The following is a 15,507-nucleotide window of genomic DNA, read 5'->3' on the forward strand; positions in this document are numbered from 1 at the left end:
GCGGCCGCGACCTGGCTGCATTGGCTTAGCCCAGGCCGCGACGCACCTTGCGGATTGCATAGAGGGCCTTGTCCGCATCGGCGAGCGTCGCCTCGACCGTGCGGCCAGGGACGTGTTCGGCCACGCCGGCGGTAAAGCCGCACGGCGCGGATGCCGCCGCTGCCTCAAGCCCACTCGCCATGCGCTGGGCATCGGCCAGTTGGCCACCCGGCTGCAACACCAGAAACTCATCACCGCCCAGGCGGATAACCCTGTCGTTCTTCCGTGCGTGCTCACGGAAGAACTCCGCCATACCGACCAGCACTTCGTCGCCGCGCTGGTGGCCTAGCGTATCGTTGATCAGCTTGAACTTGTCCAGGTCGAGCGTGACGCAGGACCACACGCCTTCACGGCCACCTTCATCCATGAACGCGGCGAGATACCGACGGTTATGGCATCCGGTGAGCGCATCGCGAAGCGACCACTCACGCCAGCGATCCTCCTGCTGGACCTGATCGGTAATGTCCTGCGCATGGCCGAGCACCTGCACTTCACCATCCAGCGTATCGGTGACATTGTGGTATTGCCACACGCGCACCGATCCATCCGCGGCCAGGAAACGGAGGCGTCCTGCGTCGACGCCACGGGCGCGGATGCGTGCAAGATAAGCCGGTACCCGGGCAGCATCCTCCGCAGGCATCAATTCGGCGACCGAACGCCCGATCAGCTCCGATGCGGCAAGGCCCAGCGAACGGCACGCCGCCGGGTTCACGGTCAACAGCCGGCCCGCGAGGTCATGCGTGCAGATCAACCCCAGGCTGTAGGTAAACAGGCTACGGAAGCGGCGTTCGCTGGCGATCAGCGCATCGATATCACGGCGGCGCTCGGTAATGTCCTGCAGCGCACCCACCAGGCGTGATGCCTTGCCTTCACGCTGCTCCACCGCGCCCTGCGCGCGAACCCAGATGGGCCTGCCGGTCGCCGTGGTGAGCGGCAGCTCGAGGTCCCAGCCCTCGCCGTGCTCAATGCCACGCATCACCGCCGCTTCGAGCACGGCTCGTGCGCCAGGCGCGTAGTAGCTGATGGCTTCGTCCAGGGTCGGCTGGTGGTCCGGCGGCAGGTCGTGAATACGGCATGTCTGCGCCGTCCAGGTGAGCGAGCCACTCGCGAGGTCCAGCTTCCAACCACCGACGCCAGCAACCTGGCCTATCCGATCAAGGAAATCCTCGCTCGCCGCGAGGCGATCGCGCAGCGCAAGATCCTGCGACTCACCAGCGGGCGGCGCGACGCGCCCGGGGCCTTCCGCGGACACTCCGTGATCTGACATCCAGCACCCCCGCGCTTGATTCCCCGGAGCGGGAGCATGCCGTGGTAACGGCACTTACGCCAGCCACCCTCCCGCTTAGCGAGGCCACTGCGCCTGGATGCCGGCGAGCAACAGATTCAAGCCAGCGAGGAAATCGGCGCGATCATCATGGCGCGGCAGCTGGCTAGCGATGCTGCGCGTGAACGGGAACGCCTCGGCATCGAGGGCCGCCCAGGTGCCTGCCATCTCCCCGAGGAAGGCCTCCCGGTCGATCTCGCGTGTCGTGGCGAAGGCCGTGTTGGCGGCATTCTGCCCGCCCACGCCAAGGATGAAGCTCAACAACGCATTCGTGGTGGCCCACCGGGCCCTCGGTGGCACACCCAAGGCAATCACCTGCTGCCCTAGCCCTTCCATGATACGAACGACGGGCAGCTGCCCCGGCGCACGCGCAAGGGCCGATCCGAGCCATGGACGGCGGTCGATGGCATCGAACAACGCCAATCCCATGGCGCGCACCTTCGCCTCGGGCGACCTGGCGTCCGCGCTCGCCGCCAGCACGCCCGCGATGGTCGCATCGCTGGCCGCCACCAGCAGATCGTCCTTGTCGGCGATGTGCCAATAGATGGCGCCTGCGCCCGTAGCAAGGCGCTCGGACAAGGCGCGGAAGGTCAGGCCCGTCTCACCCAGGCTATCCAACAGCGCGATAGAGGCCTCGACGATGCGTTCGCGGGAGAGCGATTCACTCCGGCGCACGGGTGTTTTCGGTTTGGTCGGCATGCCCGTATCTTGACAGGACTGGAACGTCGTTCCAAGATGAATGGAACGCTGTTCCAGTAATCGCCCTCATGACCCCATCGATCGCCATCATCGGAGCCGGCCTCGGCGGCCTGGTGCTCGCTCGCGTGCTCCATGTCAACGGCATCGCCGCGAAGGTGTACGAGGCCGAGGCATCGCCCGATGCACGGGCGCAGGGTGGCATGCTCGATATCCACGAGCACGACGGCCAGCGGGCGCTCAAGGCGGCGGGCCTGTACGACGAATTCGTCACCCTGATTCATCCCGGCGGCGAGGCCACACGCGTTTTCGACGCCACCGGCAACCTGCTCTTCCATAACGATGACGACGGTACGGGCGGCCGGCCCGAAGTCCCACGCGGCGCGCTGCGCCAGATGTTGATCGATTCCCTACCGCGGGACACGATCCATTGGGGCATGAAGTTGATCGAGGCCGTGCCCAGCGGCGGCGGCCCGCACACGCTACGGTTCGGCGACGGCACCACGGTCGTTGCCGATCTCCTGGTCGGCGCCGACGGCGCATGGTCGAAAGTCAGGCCACTGCTCTCGCCCCAGACGCCCACCTACGCCGGCGTGTCGTTCGTGGAAACCTATCTTGACGATGCCGACGACCGTCACGGCCCGAGCGCCGCAGCGGTCGGCCCGGGTGGCATGTTTGCGCTTGCGCCAGGCAAGGGCATCATGGCGCATCGCGAACCTGGTGCCGTAGTGCATGCATACATCGCACTACTGCGCTCTGAAGACTGGTTCCGCGCCATCGATTTCGCTGATGCGCGAGCGGCGCGCGCGACGATCGCCGCCGAATTCGAAGGATGGGCGCCACCGCTGCGCGCCTTGATCACCGATGGCACATCGGCACCCATCCTGCGCCGCATCTACAGCCTGCCCGCGAACCACACGTGGAACCGCGTGCCGGGCATAACACTGATTGGCGATGCCGCCCACCTCATGCCGCCATCCGGCGAAGGGGCCAACCTGGCGATGATCGATGGCGCCGAACTGGGGCAGGCACTCGCCGCACGTCCGCACGACGTGGAAGCGGCGCTGACGGCGTTTGAGCAGACCATGTTCCACCGCTCAGCCGCCGCAGCCACCGATGCGGCGGCGCTGCTGGCCACCCTGTTCGGACCGGCGTCACCCGCTAGCCTGGTCGGCATGTTCGATACAGCACTTGCTAGATCTTGAGCACCGTTTTGCCCGCGTGCGCCCTGCCCGCGGCCTCCTGGAACACCCGCCGCGCGTCGTCCAGCGGATACACCGCATCAAGCTTCACCCTGATCCGGCCATCGAGCACCCACGAGGCCAGCTGCGCCAGCTGCCCGGGATCCGGGCTAACGATGAACCACGCGGCGGAAACGCCAAGCTCACGTGCACGCTCGGGGGATGGCGCATCTTCAGCCTCACCCGAAATGGTCACCAGCGTACCGCCCCGGGGCACGATAGCCCAGCTACGCTCAAGCAGATCGCGGCCCACGGTATCGAAGACCAGATCGACACCACCCGCCACCGCCTCGAAACGCTCCGCGGCCGTATCCACCACGACATCGGCGCCCAGCGAGCGACACAATGCGACAGACTCGGCGCCACGCGCCGTGGCGATCACGCGCGCCTTCGCCCCCTTCGCGATCTGGATGGCGAACGTGCCGACGGCCCCGGCGCCACCGTGGATAAGCACCGTCTGCCCGGCCTGCAGGTGGCCGTGATCGAACAACCCTTGCCAGGCAGTGAGCGCGCCAATAGGCAAGGTCGCGGCATCGACCGCACTGATACCCTCAGGGACCCTCGCGATCTCGCTTGGCAGCACGTGTGCCAGTTCCGCCGCCGCCCCATTGCGCCAGAAATCGATGAGGCCGAACACACGATCGCCCACGGTAAAGTCGTGATCGCCTGCCGCCGCATCGACCACGCGGCCGGCGAATTCGTGGCCAATGATCACGGGCAAGGGCCTTGGCCGGCCATCAGGCAAGGGGCCCGCACCATTGGTGACCCAGTGCGGTTCGCCGAACGTCAGGCCCACCGCCTCGACCGCCACGATGAGGCCGCGCGAACCGGCATCCGGGTCGGCGGTTTCGCCCACCACGATGGAGAGATCACCGCGCGCCGCATCCGCGATCCATGCCGCCTTCATGCTGCCGTCTCCGCATTGCCTGACATGGCCGTTACCTCGCGAACGGGAAAGTCACCTGATGTTCGCGAATTCAGCGGCTAGCGGCTTGTACGCCAGCGCCGCCCCAAGCGAACGGCTCCTTCAGTGAACCGGCCAGGTGATCGACGAACGCGCGCACCGTCCTCGGCAGGAATGCCCGCGTGGAATACACCACGCTGATATCCAGGCTATCGGCCTCGTACGCCGGCAGGACACGAACCAGCTCGCCCCGCTGGATGTGCGGGCCAAGAATGAACGTCGGACCGAACACCAGGCCTGCGCCAGCGACCGCCGCGGCGGCAAGCATCTGGACGTTATCCGCAGCAAGGCGCATGGTCCCCTCGATTCGATGAAGCGCCCCGGCCGCATCCCGGACCATCCAGTCCGCGGGGGACACCGCTTCGCTGAACGCCAGGACGGGTAGCCCGGCGAGATCCGCCGGGGTTCGCACTGTCGCATGGTTCGCCAGGAACGAGGGCGCCGCGCAGAGCACCATGTGGCACGCCCCGAGCCGCCGGGCCACCAGCGACGAACTGGCGAGGCGACCAATGCGGATCGCCACGTCCACGGCATCGCTGCGCAGGTCGCGGTAACGGTCATCGAGCTGGATCTGCAGCGATACACCAGGATGTTTTTGCAGGAACGCAGCCACCACCGGTCCAAGATGCAAAGCGCCAAACGTGACCGGCGCCGTCACGCGAAGCGTCCCGCTGATCGCGTCGGTCTGGGCGCGCGCCTCATCGTCGGCCTCGCGCACTTCGGCGAGTACGCGGCGGCAGCGTTCCAGATACCGCTCCCCCTCGGGCGTCAATGCGAGCTGGCGGGTCGAGCGCCGCAGCAGCGATACACCAAGTTCCGCCTCCAGGGCCGCCAGGTATTTACTCGCCCGCGACGGCGTCATGGCAAACAGCCGCGCCGCGCCCGCGATGCTGCCCGTGCGCGCCGCGGCTTCAAACACACCCATGCAAGTCAAGCGGTCCATTCCGTCCTTTCCTGACCGGCTGTCGGTCCCGAGCTGCCCCTAATCGTAGCGGCATGCGGTCCATAGCATAGGGGAACCTTCCACACAGACCGGTACCCCCATGACAACCCTGACCGAATCACGCCCGCTGATCCACGCCAGCGAAAAGGGCTCCCTTGGCCCCACGCTGGTGTTCCTTCACTACTACGGCGGCTCGGCACGCACGTGGTCCGGCGTGATCGCTGGCCTGCCCGCGGACCAGCACACGATCGCCGTGGATTTCCGCGGCTGGGGCCAGTCGGAACGCACCGCGGAAGGCCACACGCTCCATGCCTATGCCGATGATGTCCAGGCGATACTGGCCGCCCGCGGCGTCACGGATTTCGTCCTTGTCGGCCACTCCATGGGCGGCAAGGTGGCCCAGCTCATCGCATCCCGGCAGCCCGCCGGTCTGCGCCGCCTCGTCCTCGTCGCTCCCGCTACGCCTACGCCGCTCGCCCTTCCCGCGGAGGTCCTTGCCGGCTTCGCCTCGGTATACGACAGCCGTGAAAGCATCGAGGGCGCGCTAGAGAACATGCTCGTGGCCCAGCCGCTGCCCGAGCGGCTCCACGAACAGGTGGTAGCCGACAGCCTGGGCGGTGCGCCCGCCGCAAAGGCCGCGTGGCCGCTATCGATCAGCCAGGAGGACATCAGCGAGGCTATCGCCCACATCAACGTCCCGACGCTGGTGCTGTCCGGCAGCGACGACAAGGTCGATCCCACCGACACGCTGAAAGCCAACCTGCTGCCGCTCCTTCCCCATGCCGAACTCAAGGTGCTCCCCGGGCACGGCCATCTGTTGCCACTTGAAGCACCCGCCGAGGTGGCGGCGCTGATCGCCGCTTCCCTGCGCCCCGCTACGTAATTGCCGCAACAAACGTCGAAACGCCGATGCCGGCACCCCAATCCTGGAGTAGTCCATGCAAGCCCCCATCACCATCGCCGGCATCAGCGCGCCTGATTCGGCCTACACCCGCAAGGCGGCCGAACTGGTCGCCCGTGTCCACAACCGCGAGATGCTCCACCATGTCCATCGCTCGTGGTGGTTCGCCGAGTTCCTCGGCCGCAAGCGCGGTCTGAATTATGACCGCGAACTGGTGTACCTCGCCGCCGTCATGCACGACCTCGGCCTGACCGAGGCCCATGCCGCTGACAAGCGGTTCGAAGTGGATGGTGCCGATGCGGCGCGGCGCCTCCTGGTCGCTGATGGATACGACGACAGGAAAGCGCAGACGGTATGGGAGGCCATTGCCTTCCATTCCAGCATCGGCATCGCCGAATACACCGCACCCGAAATCGCCCTGGTGCACATGGGCGCGCACCTGGATGTACTGGGCTTCTATTACGACGAAGTCACGCCACAGCTCATCGACGAAACGCTGGAACGCTATCCACGCGACGGCTTCCCGGCGGCCTTCCAGGCGGCGTTGGCCGACGTGGTACGCAAGAAGCCCCTGCTCGCCGCCGGCACCGGCCTGGTGGACATCGGCCACCGCCACGTGCCGGGTTTCGCATTACCCAACGGCTGTGACCTCCTGGAGAACACTGTGTTCGAAACCCGGCATGCCCACGCCCCGACGGACGCTTAGCCCGCGGCGCTATCATGGCCACTGCTGAAGTCACGCCCTCCACGTGACCGCACAGAGGCTCGCCCATGAAGCGCATCGGTTTCCTTTCATTCGGCCATTGGACCGACTCGCCGCATTCCGCCACGCGGTCGGCCGAGGATGTGCTGCGCCAGTCCATTGACCTTGCGGTGGCCGCCGAGGAAATCGGTGCGGATGGTGCCTACTTTCGTGTGCACCATTTCGCGAACCAGCTCGCTTCGCCCTTCCCGCTGCTATCCGCGATCGGTGCTTTGACCCGGCGGATAGAGATCGGTACCGGCGTGATCGACATGCGTTATGAGAACCCGCACTACATGCTGGAGACCGCCGGTGCGGCCGACCTCATCAGCGGCGGCAGGCTTCAGCTGGGCATCAGTCGCGGCTCGCCCGAACAGGTGATCGAGGGGTGGCGCCACTTTGGCTACGCCCCGGCGGAAGGCGAGACCGATGCCGACATGGGCCGCCGCCACGCGGAAGTGTTCCTTGAGCTGCTCGAGGGCAAGGGCTTCGCGCAGCCAAACCCGAATCCCATGTTCCCGAATCCACCCGGGCTGCTCCGGGTGGAACCTCACCCGCCTGGCCTGCGCGAGCGCATCTGGTGGGGCTCGGCCTCGAATGCCACCGCCGTATGGGCCGCAAAGATGGGCATGAACCTGCAGAGCTCCACGCTCAAGGCGAACGAAACCAACGAACCGCTGCATGTACAGCAGGCAAAGCAAATGCGCGCTTACCGCGACGCATGGGCCGACGCCGGGCACACGCGCGAGCCGCGCGTCTCGGTGCTGCGCTCGATCTTTCCGCTCATGAACGACACCGACCGCGCCTACTTCGGCCGCAGCAAGAGCAGCGACCAGATCGGCTTCATCGACAACATGCAGGCGGTATTCGGGCGTACCTATGCGGCCGACCCGGAGACCCTGGTCAGCGAACTCGCCAGCGACCAGGCCATCGCGGAAGCCGACACGTTGCTTCTCGCCGTACCAAACCAGCTAGGCGTCGACTACAACGTACATCTGCTCGAATCAATCCTTAAGCATGTGGCGCCGGCGCTCGGCTGGCGCTGAGCTGGCCTGGCCTGGCTTGGCTTGGCTTAGATGCAGGATCCCGTTTCCCGAGACCGCCGGTGGCCGCCTCGCGTGTTTTATCACGGCTGCCGGGCCTGAGAATCTCTTAGCGCACTGCGACAATCCACGCCAGCGAAGGTCGTCACGGCAACATATGTGCCTATGTGCGGCGCAGCGCACTCGATGAACACGACGCTCAGACGTTACGTGAATGTCGACAGAATATCGCGACGATATTCACGACACGCTCACGAATTCCGCTTATATCCGACAACGGATATGTATTTTGTTGAAGCGCGTCGCATAACGAGCGCCTGCAACTACCCGCACACAGCGCGCCGCAACTAAGCTCCGACGTACGGCACGGTGAGATGACATGTTGGGATGATATTTGTCCTACAACACTCTCACGCTCCCCAGAGTGCTTGATCCAAGTGGTTTTCCCCATTGCGGTGCATATCGCGATGCGTGTTGATATTGCGATTTGATGTCGAACGCACGCGTGAGATCTGAGCGCTTAGTGAGTCGTTCATCAAAACCACGTTATAACCGTTCAGACGGCCATTTCACCTTGGGACAAACTGCCCACGCATGATGAATTCAACTGATCAGGCGCGTGACAACGATACCCTGGACCTAAACGCGCTGTTCGGCACGCTTCTGGACCACAAATGGGTGATAGTCATCGTCACGGGCGCCTTCTTTGCGATAGGCGTGCTCTACACGGTGTTCGCCACACCTATCTACCAGGCCACGTCAGTGGTGCAGGTTGAGCAGAAAACGCCTTCCCTGCCCGGGCTGAGTGACCTGACACAGTCGCTCGGCACCACAGCATCCCAAGCCACCACCGAAATCGCACTGATCACCTCGCGACTCGTCATCGGCCAGGCCGTGGACGAATTACGCCTGAACGTACAGGTGACGCCACAGCGTCTCCCTGTCATCGGCGAGTATCTATCGCGGGGCCACAACCCCGGTGAGCCCGGGCCTGTCCGGTTTGGCCTTAGCCGCTATGGCTGGGGCGGCGAGCTGGTGGATATCTTCAAGCTCGACCTGCCCGACCGGTTGATGAATCATAAGCTCGAGTTGCGTGCGGGTGAGAACCATCAATTCACGCTGCTGGACGACAACGGCAAGACGATTGCGCAAGGCGCTGTCGGCCAGCTCGTGAAATCCGGCGATGTCACGGTGCAGATCCGCCAGCTCACCGCAAATCCGGGCACGCGCTTCGATGTAGTTGAGCAACCGGTGCTCACCACCATCAACAAGTTGCAGACCGATATCACGGCACTCGAACAGGGCACGGATTCGGGGATCATCGACCTGACCTACAACCATGCCGACCCGGTGCTCGCGCAGCAGACGATGGAGCACGTGACCAAGGCCTACGTGCGCCAGAACGTGGAACGCAATTCGGCCGAGGCGGCCAGCCAGCTGCAATTCGTCAAGGACCAACTACCCAAGGTTCGCAATGACCTGGACCGCGCCCAGGCGGCCATGAACGCGTTCCAGACCAAATCGCACGCCGTCGATATCAGCATGCAGACCAAGGGCCTGCTGGACCAGATCGTCGGCGTGGAAAACAGCATTCAGCAGCTGCACATGCAGCAGGCCGATATCGACCGCCGGTTCACACACGACCACCCGGCCTACCAGGCGTTGCAGCAACAAATGGGGACGCTGCAGGCGCAGAAGGCAGCGATGGAGAAGCAGGTCGGCGACCTGCCGGACACACAGCAGGAGCTGCTGAAACTGAGCCGCGACGTCCAGGTCAGCTCGAATACCTACACCAGCCTGCTCAACCAGGCGCAACAGCTGGATATCGCCCGTGCCGGCACCGTAGGAAATGTGCGCATCGTCGATGCGTCGCTGGTTGATATCAACCAGCCCGTGCAGCCGCGCAAGCTCCTGGTCGTCGCTATCGCCACGTTCCTCGGCGGGTTCCTCGCCCTCGCTTTCGTCTTTCTCAAACAGATCCTCAACCGCGGTGTCGAGGACCCTGCCGTCATCGAAGACCTCGGCTTGCCTGTGTACGCCTCGGTACCGCTCAGCCGTGGCCAGTCCGCGGTGATCTCCGGCTCAAAGCGCCCAGCAAGGAAGAAGCTCCTGGCGATCTCCGATCCCGCGGACCTTGCCGTGGAATCGTTCCGCAGCCTGCGTACGAGCCTGCATTTCGCGCGGCTCGAGGCGAAGAACAATATCCTCATGATCACCGGTGCCAGCCCGTTCGCCGGCAAGACCTTCGTCTCCGCGAACCTGGCTGCCGTCATCGCCCAGGCCGGACAAAAGGTGTTGCTGGTCGATGGCGACATGCGCCGCGGCACGCTGCACCAACACCTTGGCATCCGCGCCGGTGACGGTCTCTCCGACGTTCTTGTCGGCACCCGTGAGCTCGGCGCCGTCGTACAGAAGGACATCGTGCCCAACGTGGATTTCATCACCCGCGGCCGTGTCCCGCCGAATCCATCCGAATTGCTGATGCATCAGCACTTCACTGATTTCATCAACACCGTGGTGCCGCTGTACGACCTGGTCATCATCGATACCCCGCCGATCCTTGCGGTGACCGATGCCGCCATCATCGGCCACCACGTCGGCACCAGCCTGCTCGTCGCGCGCTTCGGGCTCAACAAGGCCCGCGAACTGGCATTGGCCCAGCAGCGCTTCGAACAGAACGGCGTGGAGCTCAAGGGCGCCATCTTCAATGCCGTGGAACGCCGCACCGCCGGTTACTCCGCGTACGCCTATTACAAGTACCAGACCGAGCCGACGTAACCATGACGCGCATCCTCATCGTCGGGAACCATACCTGCGGCAACCGTGGCGACGCGGCCATCCTGCGCGGCCTGCTGGAGTGCCTGGAAGACGCCATCCCCGGCAGCAACATCGATATCATCAGCCGGTTCCCGACCAGTTCCGCGTGGCTGCTTGGCCGCACGCTACGGCCCGATGTACTCAACGCGTTCTACCTCGAGGCAGGCAAGCAGCGCTTCGGGTCGATCCGCGCAAAACTGCTGCGCCGTGTCGTCCCATGGCTTCTGCACGGCCACCTGACTGGCACGTGGTGGTCACGATTGATCCGCCTGCCCCGCCGGCACACGGATTACATGGCGTCACTGGCGGCGTACGACCTGGTGATCCAGGTGGGTGGCTCGTTCTTCGTCGACCTCTACGGGCCCACGCAATACGACCATGTGGTCTGTGCGCTCCTGGCGGCGAAGCCCGTCTTCCTTATCGGGCATAGCGTCGGCCCGTTCCAGCATCCGCTGTTCCGCAAGATCTCGCAGGACGTCATGACCCGCGTCGATGCCCTGGCGCTGCGCGAAGAGGTGAGCCTGAAGCACATGGCCGATGGCCAGGTGCCGCAGGACAAGGTGCGCGCTGCCGCTGATACGGCATGGCTGGTGTCCACCGGCGCACCCACACCCCTCGCGGGCCAGCCTAGTGTCGCCGTGACGTTCCGTGAACTGGCCCCGTTCGACAAGCGCCTTGGCATCAGCCAGGACACCTATGAGACTGCCTTCGCCGAGCTACTGGATGCGGTGGCCGACGCGGGCTATCGGCTGCAGGCGCTGTCGACGTGCACGGCGATCGACGGCTACCCGAAGGATGACCGCATGATCGCGCTGCGTGTGCGCAACCGCATGCGCCGCGCCGATGCGATGGATGTGGAAATGGGCGAGCTCAACGATGTGGAGCTTGGCAACCGCTTCGCCCGCAGTGCCCTTACGATCGGCACCGGCTGCACAGCGCCATCATGTCCATGAATTTCGGCACGCCCGCCGTGGCGCTGGCCTACGAACACAAGAGCGAGGGCGTGATGAAACGCCTTGGCACACCGGAGCTCTCCATGCCGGTGAAATCGCTGCTGGATGGCACGCTCAAGACCAAGGTCCTCACCCTCTTGCAGGATGAGACCCTGCGCCCGCGAATCGCCGCAGCCGTGGCCCGCGAGAAGGCCTTCGCGCGGGAATCGGTGCTGGCGACGCTGGGTATCGGGGCCTGACCATGACCGTGCTGTTCGTGCTCCCCGAGTTCCCCCGATACTCGGAGACCTTCGTCATCGACCAGATCATCGGCCTGCTGGAGCGGGGCTTCGACGTCCGCATCCTCGCCGTAAGCCGTGGACCGTCGCCGGCGCCTGGCGATATCGTGTCACAGCATGACCTGATGAACCGCGCCACGTTCATCTTCGACCGCGCGGCGAGTGCGGTCAGTAACTGGCGCGTCCTGATCGACCGTCTCCGGCAGATCGGACCTGCGCTGGGCCAGAGCCGCGTGCGCCGCGCCTTGTCCGTGCAGCGCTACGGTCACGTGGCACGCAGCCTCACCCTCGCCGGCGCCGCTCGCAAGATCAGGGAGCCCATCAGGGCCGACGCGATCATTGCGCACTTCGGCCCGACCGGCGTCCTCGCCATGCACCTGCGCAGCCTGGGCCTCATCGACGGCCCCATCCACACGGTGTTCCATGGCTACGACCTCTCCCAGCACAGCGTGCTTGCCCGCCACGTGAACGATTATCCGCGGCTGTTCGCCGCGGGCGACCGCATGCTGCCGATCAGCAAACGCTGGCAGCACAAGCTGGAAGCATTGGGCTGCGCGCCGGAGAAGATTCAGGTGCACCGCATGGGGGTCGATCTCGACAGCTTCCCCTTCCTGCCGCGTACGCGGCCCAGCTCCTCGCCCGAGCGCACGCTCCGCGTCGTAACCGTGGCACGCCTTGTTGAAAAGAAGGGCGTACGTTACCTGTGCGAGGCCGTCGCGCTCGCCGCGGCGCACGGCGTGCCCGTGGACCTGGAGATCATCGGCGACGGTCCGCTGCACGCTGAACTGCAGGCTTTTGTCGCCTCGCGTGGCCTGGCCGGGCGCATCCAGCTCAGCGGACGCCGCGACAAGACCCATGTGCAAGCCGCCCTGCGCGGCGCGGATGTGTTTGCGCTGCCCAGTGTCACCGCCGCCGACGGCGATCAGGAGGGCATCCCCGTGTCGCTGATGGAAGCCATGGCAGCCGGCGTCCCATGCCTTTCGACCCTACACAGCGGCATCCCCGAGCTGATCGAGGATGGGCGTAGTGGCTGGCTCGTGCCGGAACGTGACGCCGAAGCCCTCGCGCAGAAGCTTGCCGCGATCCAGCGTGGGAGCTACGACCTGCTCCAGATTGCCCGCTGCGCGCGCGAGACCATCGAGAATCGCTTCAACCAACGGCAGCTGCACGATCAGCTGGCGGCACAGCTGGCTTGACGGAGGCGCACGATGGCTTCTGTCCGCCGTGATGCCCTCTGGACCGCCGGATCCACAGTGATCAGCGCGCTCAGCCAGCTGCTGCAGATCGCACTACTGGCCCACCACGTCGATGCCCACCTATTAGGTGCCCTCGCGATCGTGAACGTGGTGAACGCTATCGCGACGCTGCTGCAGGACATGGGGCTCTCGAGCTACCTCATCCATCGCCAGGACATCAGCAAACCCGAACGCACCTCCCTGTTCCTGATCAGCGCCGGCCTTGGCGTGTTCTCGTCAGCCGTGCTGTTCGCCTCGTCGTATGTCATCGCGGATTTCTACCATTCCGACGTGCTGGGCCAGTTGCTTCGGCTGTCCACGTTGAACTTCCTGATGCTGGGGCTGGCTGCGCAATACCAGGCCAGCCTGATCAAGGCGTTCCAGATTCCCCGTCTCGCGCGTATCGAGGTAATCGGCCGCCTTTCCGGCCTGGCGACGGTCGTGGTGATGGTCCTGGCGTTTGGTGCTTCGATCGAGGCCGCGGTGTACGCCATGATCGTCAACAGCTTCGTACGCCTGGCCCTGTTCGTGTTCGCCGCCGATCGCGACTGGCACCCGGGCCGCGAGTTCGACCGCCGGATCATCGGCGAAGCACTGCGTTACGGGGCGTTCCAGCTCGGCTCACAGGTCATCAACCAGCTGCGCAGCCAGGCCGACCAGATCGTGCTCGGCAAATTCCTGGGCCTGGCGTCATTGGGCGTGTACTCGCTGGCGAAGGAGCTGGTGCTCCAGCCCACCAAGTTGATCATGCCGGTGGCCCAGCGCCTGGCCTTGCCGCGCCTGGCCACGTTGCAGGGCGACCCCGCCGCCCTGCGCCGCATCTACCTTATGGGGCTACGCGGCGTTTCGTTGTTCAGCGCCGCGGTGTTCATCATGCTTGCCGTGTCGGCGCCGCTCGCCGTGACGGTGCTGTACGGACACCGCTACGACGGCGTGGCGGCGCTCATCCCCCTCATGCTGCTGTTCGGGATGCTGCGGCCACTGGGCTCGCTGATCGGTGCATTGAGCCAGAGCCTGGGCCGCTCCGACATCGAGTTTGGCTGGAACCTGAAGATCTGCGGTATCACGCTGGCCGTCAGCGTTGCCGGGGCCATGTCCCGGTCGCTGGAGACGATGGCGGTCGCCCTCGCCTTCAGCCAGGTGCTTTCCACCATCCTGTCGTACTACTTCTTCTCCTCAAAGATCATCGATATCAGCGCGCGCGACTTCTTCAGCGCGTGGACGCTGGAGACCGTCGTGCCCTACGCCTTCCTGATGATCGCGGTGGCTATTTACCCCGCCGACGACTGGAAGGCTTGTGCCGTCCGCTTCGCCTTTGCCGTGCCGCCCCTGTGCTGGGTGGCATGGCGGCACCGTGGCCTGCTGCTGTCACGGCATGCCACGCCGGCGAGGGCCTGAGATGCGCACGCGCACCCCATCCACCCCAGGAGCGAACACGCCATGGCGCTGGTAAGTGTCTATATCCCCACGCGTAACCGCTCCGCCCTCCTGCGCCGGGCCGTCGATTCCGTGCTCGCCCAAAGCTACCCGGAAATCGAGATCCTGGTGTGCGACGAGGCCTCCGAGGACGATACCCCCGAGGTGATGGCCGGGTACATCGAGCGGCATCCCGGCAAGTTCACTTACCTGCGCAACGACACGCCGCAGGGCGCCTGCCGGGCGCGCAACCGCTGCATCGAGCATGCCCGCGGCACCTACGTCACCGGTCTCGATGACGATGATTTCTTCCACCCGCAGCGCGTGGCGTGCCTGGTCGACCTTTACCAAACCCACGCACCATCGTTTGCCTGCACCCGCTTTCGCTACTTCCAGGGCGAAGACCAGGTGGCCATGCTGCGCGACAGGGTGTACTCCGCGGCTGAGCTGGCGAAAGCCGACAAGCTGACCCTTCCCGCCCAGCTCTACGCCAACCACGCCGGCAACCAGGTCCTTACCGAGCTATCACGCATGCGCGAACTCGGCGGCTTCGACGAGGCCATGCCCAGCTGGCAGGACTACGACATGTGGATCCGCCTGGCGGCCCGCTACGGTACGGCGGTGCGCTCGCCCCACCTGCTGTCGTTCGTGGACGACGACCGCAGCCGCGCGCGGATCCGCAATTCATCCAAGCGCGCGGAGGGTAGTGAGCGCTTCATCGCCAAGCACGCCGCCCTGATGAGTGCCGACCAGCAGCGTAACCATCGAAATATTCAGTTCGTCATGAACCGCGAACGCCCGCCACTGGCCGAGATCGCGCGCAATCTTTCCTTTGGCGGTTACAAGTCGACCGTGAAGGTGCTCATCCACAAGTTCTTCGGCGTGGCACTCGGCTGATGGTCATCAACCGGACCC

General features: G+C 65.1%; 14 protein-coding genes. 10 read left to right on the forward strand and 4 right to left on the reverse strand.

Going from position 1 to position 15,507, the window contains the following annotated elements:
* Positions 1-25 precede the first annotated feature (25 nt).
* Positions 26-1,306, reverse strand: a complete 1,281-nt coding sequence (locus tag L2Y97_RS11890) for a sensor domain-containing diguanylate cyclase (RefSeq protein WP_247426621.1) — start codon at positions 1,304-1,306, stop codon at positions 26-28.
* A 75-nt stretch (positions 1,307-1,381) separates the two neighbouring features.
* A complete protein-coding gene (locus tag L2Y97_RS11895; RefSeq protein ID WP_247426623.1) occupies positions 1,382-2,062 on the reverse strand; it encodes a TetR/AcrR family transcriptional regulator in 681 nt (226 codons plus the stop codon).
* Positions 2,063-2,130: 68 nt separating this feature from the next.
* On the opposite strand from L2Y97_RS11895, the gene L2Y97_RS11900 reads away from it, so the two are divergent.
* Positions 2,131-3,264, forward strand: coding sequence for an FAD-dependent oxidoreductase (locus L2Y97_RS11900; RefSeq protein ID WP_247426625.1), 1,134 nt, complete (start codon positions 2,131-2,133; stop codon positions 3,262-3,264).
* Here the strand turns inward: L2Y97_RS11900 and L2Y97_RS11905 are convergent.
* Both L2Y97_RS11905 and L2Y97_RS11910 read right to left on the reverse strand, forming a co-directional pair.
* Positions 3,254-4,207, reverse strand: a complete 954-nt coding sequence (locus tag L2Y97_RS11905; protein WP_247426628.1) for an NADP-dependent oxidoreductase — start codon at positions 4,205-4,207, stop codon at positions 3,254-3,256. The genes L2Y97_RS11900 and L2Y97_RS11905 overlap by 11 nt on opposite strands.
* 70 nt (positions 4,208-4,277) lie before the next feature.
* Positions 4,278-5,207 carry a LysR family transcriptional regulator gene (locus L2Y97_RS11910; protein ID WP_247426630.1) on the reverse strand — a complete coding sequence of 310 codons (930 nt, stop codon included), beginning with the start codon at positions 5,205-5,207 and terminating at the stop codon, positions 4,278-4,280.
* 100 nt (positions 5,208-5,307) lie between these two features.
* Between L2Y97_RS11910 and L2Y97_RS11915 the strand changes: the two genes are divergently transcribed.
* The 9 genes from L2Y97_RS11915 (at position 5,308) to L2Y97_RS11955 (ending at position 15,489) form a co-directional block, all read left to right on the forward strand.
* Positions 5,308-6,090 (forward strand): alpha/beta fold hydrolase, encoded by a 783-nt coding sequence (locus tag L2Y97_RS11915; protein WP_247426633.1) that lies wholly within the window; start codon positions 5,308-5,310, stop codon positions 6,088-6,090.
* 55 nt (positions 6,091-6,145) lie between these two features.
* A complete protein-coding gene (locus tag L2Y97_RS11920) occupies positions 6,146-6,814 on the forward strand; it encodes an HD domain-containing protein (protein ID WP_247426636.1) in 669 nt (222 codons plus the stop codon).
* Between the two features lie 65 nt (positions 6,815-6,879).
* The gene (locus L2Y97_RS11925; protein WP_247426638.1) at positions 6,880-7,896 is read left to right on the forward strand and encodes an LLM class flavin-dependent oxidoreductase; all 1,017 of its coding nucleotides are present in this window, start codon (positions 6,880-6,882) and stop codon (positions 7,894-7,896) included.
* Positions 7,897-8,487: 591 nt separating this feature from the next.
* Positions 8,488-10,671, forward strand: a complete 2,184-nt coding sequence (locus L2Y97_RS11930; RefSeq protein WP_247426641.1) for a polysaccharide biosynthesis tyrosine autokinase — start codon at positions 8,488-8,490, stop codon at positions 10,669-10,671.
* Positions 10,672-10,673: 2 nt separating this feature from the next.
* Complete coding sequence (locus L2Y97_RS11935; RefSeq protein ID WP_247426644.1) at positions 10,674-11,663, forward strand: polysaccharide pyruvyl transferase family protein; 990 nt, start codon at positions 10,674-10,676, stop codon at positions 11,661-11,663.
* On the forward strand, positions 11,654-11,902 hold the full coding sequence (locus tag L2Y97_RS11940; RefSeq protein ID WP_247426646.1) for a hypothetical protein: 249 nt from the start codon (positions 11,654-11,656) through the stop codon (positions 11,900-11,902). The genes L2Y97_RS11935 and L2Y97_RS11940 overlap by 10 nt, the downstream gene beginning before the upstream one ends.
* A 2-nt stretch (positions 11,903-11,904) precedes the next feature.
* Complete coding sequence (locus L2Y97_RS11945; RefSeq protein WP_247426649.1) at positions 11,905-13,137, forward strand: glycosyltransferase; 1,233 nt, start codon at positions 11,905-11,907, stop codon at positions 13,135-13,137.
* A 12-nt stretch (positions 13,138-13,149) separates the two neighbouring features.
* Positions 13,150-14,574: an MOP flippase family protein gene (locus tag L2Y97_RS11950; protein WP_247426652.1), complete on the forward strand. Its 1,425-nt coding sequence runs from the start codon at positions 13,150-13,152 to the stop codon at positions 14,572-14,574.
* A gap of 42 nt (positions 14,575-14,616) precedes the next feature.
* Positions 14,617-15,489, forward strand: coding sequence for a glycosyltransferase family 2 protein (locus L2Y97_RS11955; protein ID WP_247426655.1), 873 nt, complete (start codon positions 14,617-14,619; stop codon positions 15,487-15,489).
* The last annotated feature ends 18 nt before the right edge of the window (positions 15,490-15,507 follow it).

Origin of the sequence: Luteibacter aegosomatissinici (assembly GCF_023078495.1) — a bacterium.
In the GTDB taxonomy this organism is placed as follows: domain Bacteria; phylum Pseudomonadota; class Gammaproteobacteria; order Xanthomonadales; family Rhodanobacteraceae; genus Luteibacter; species Luteibacter aegosomatissinici.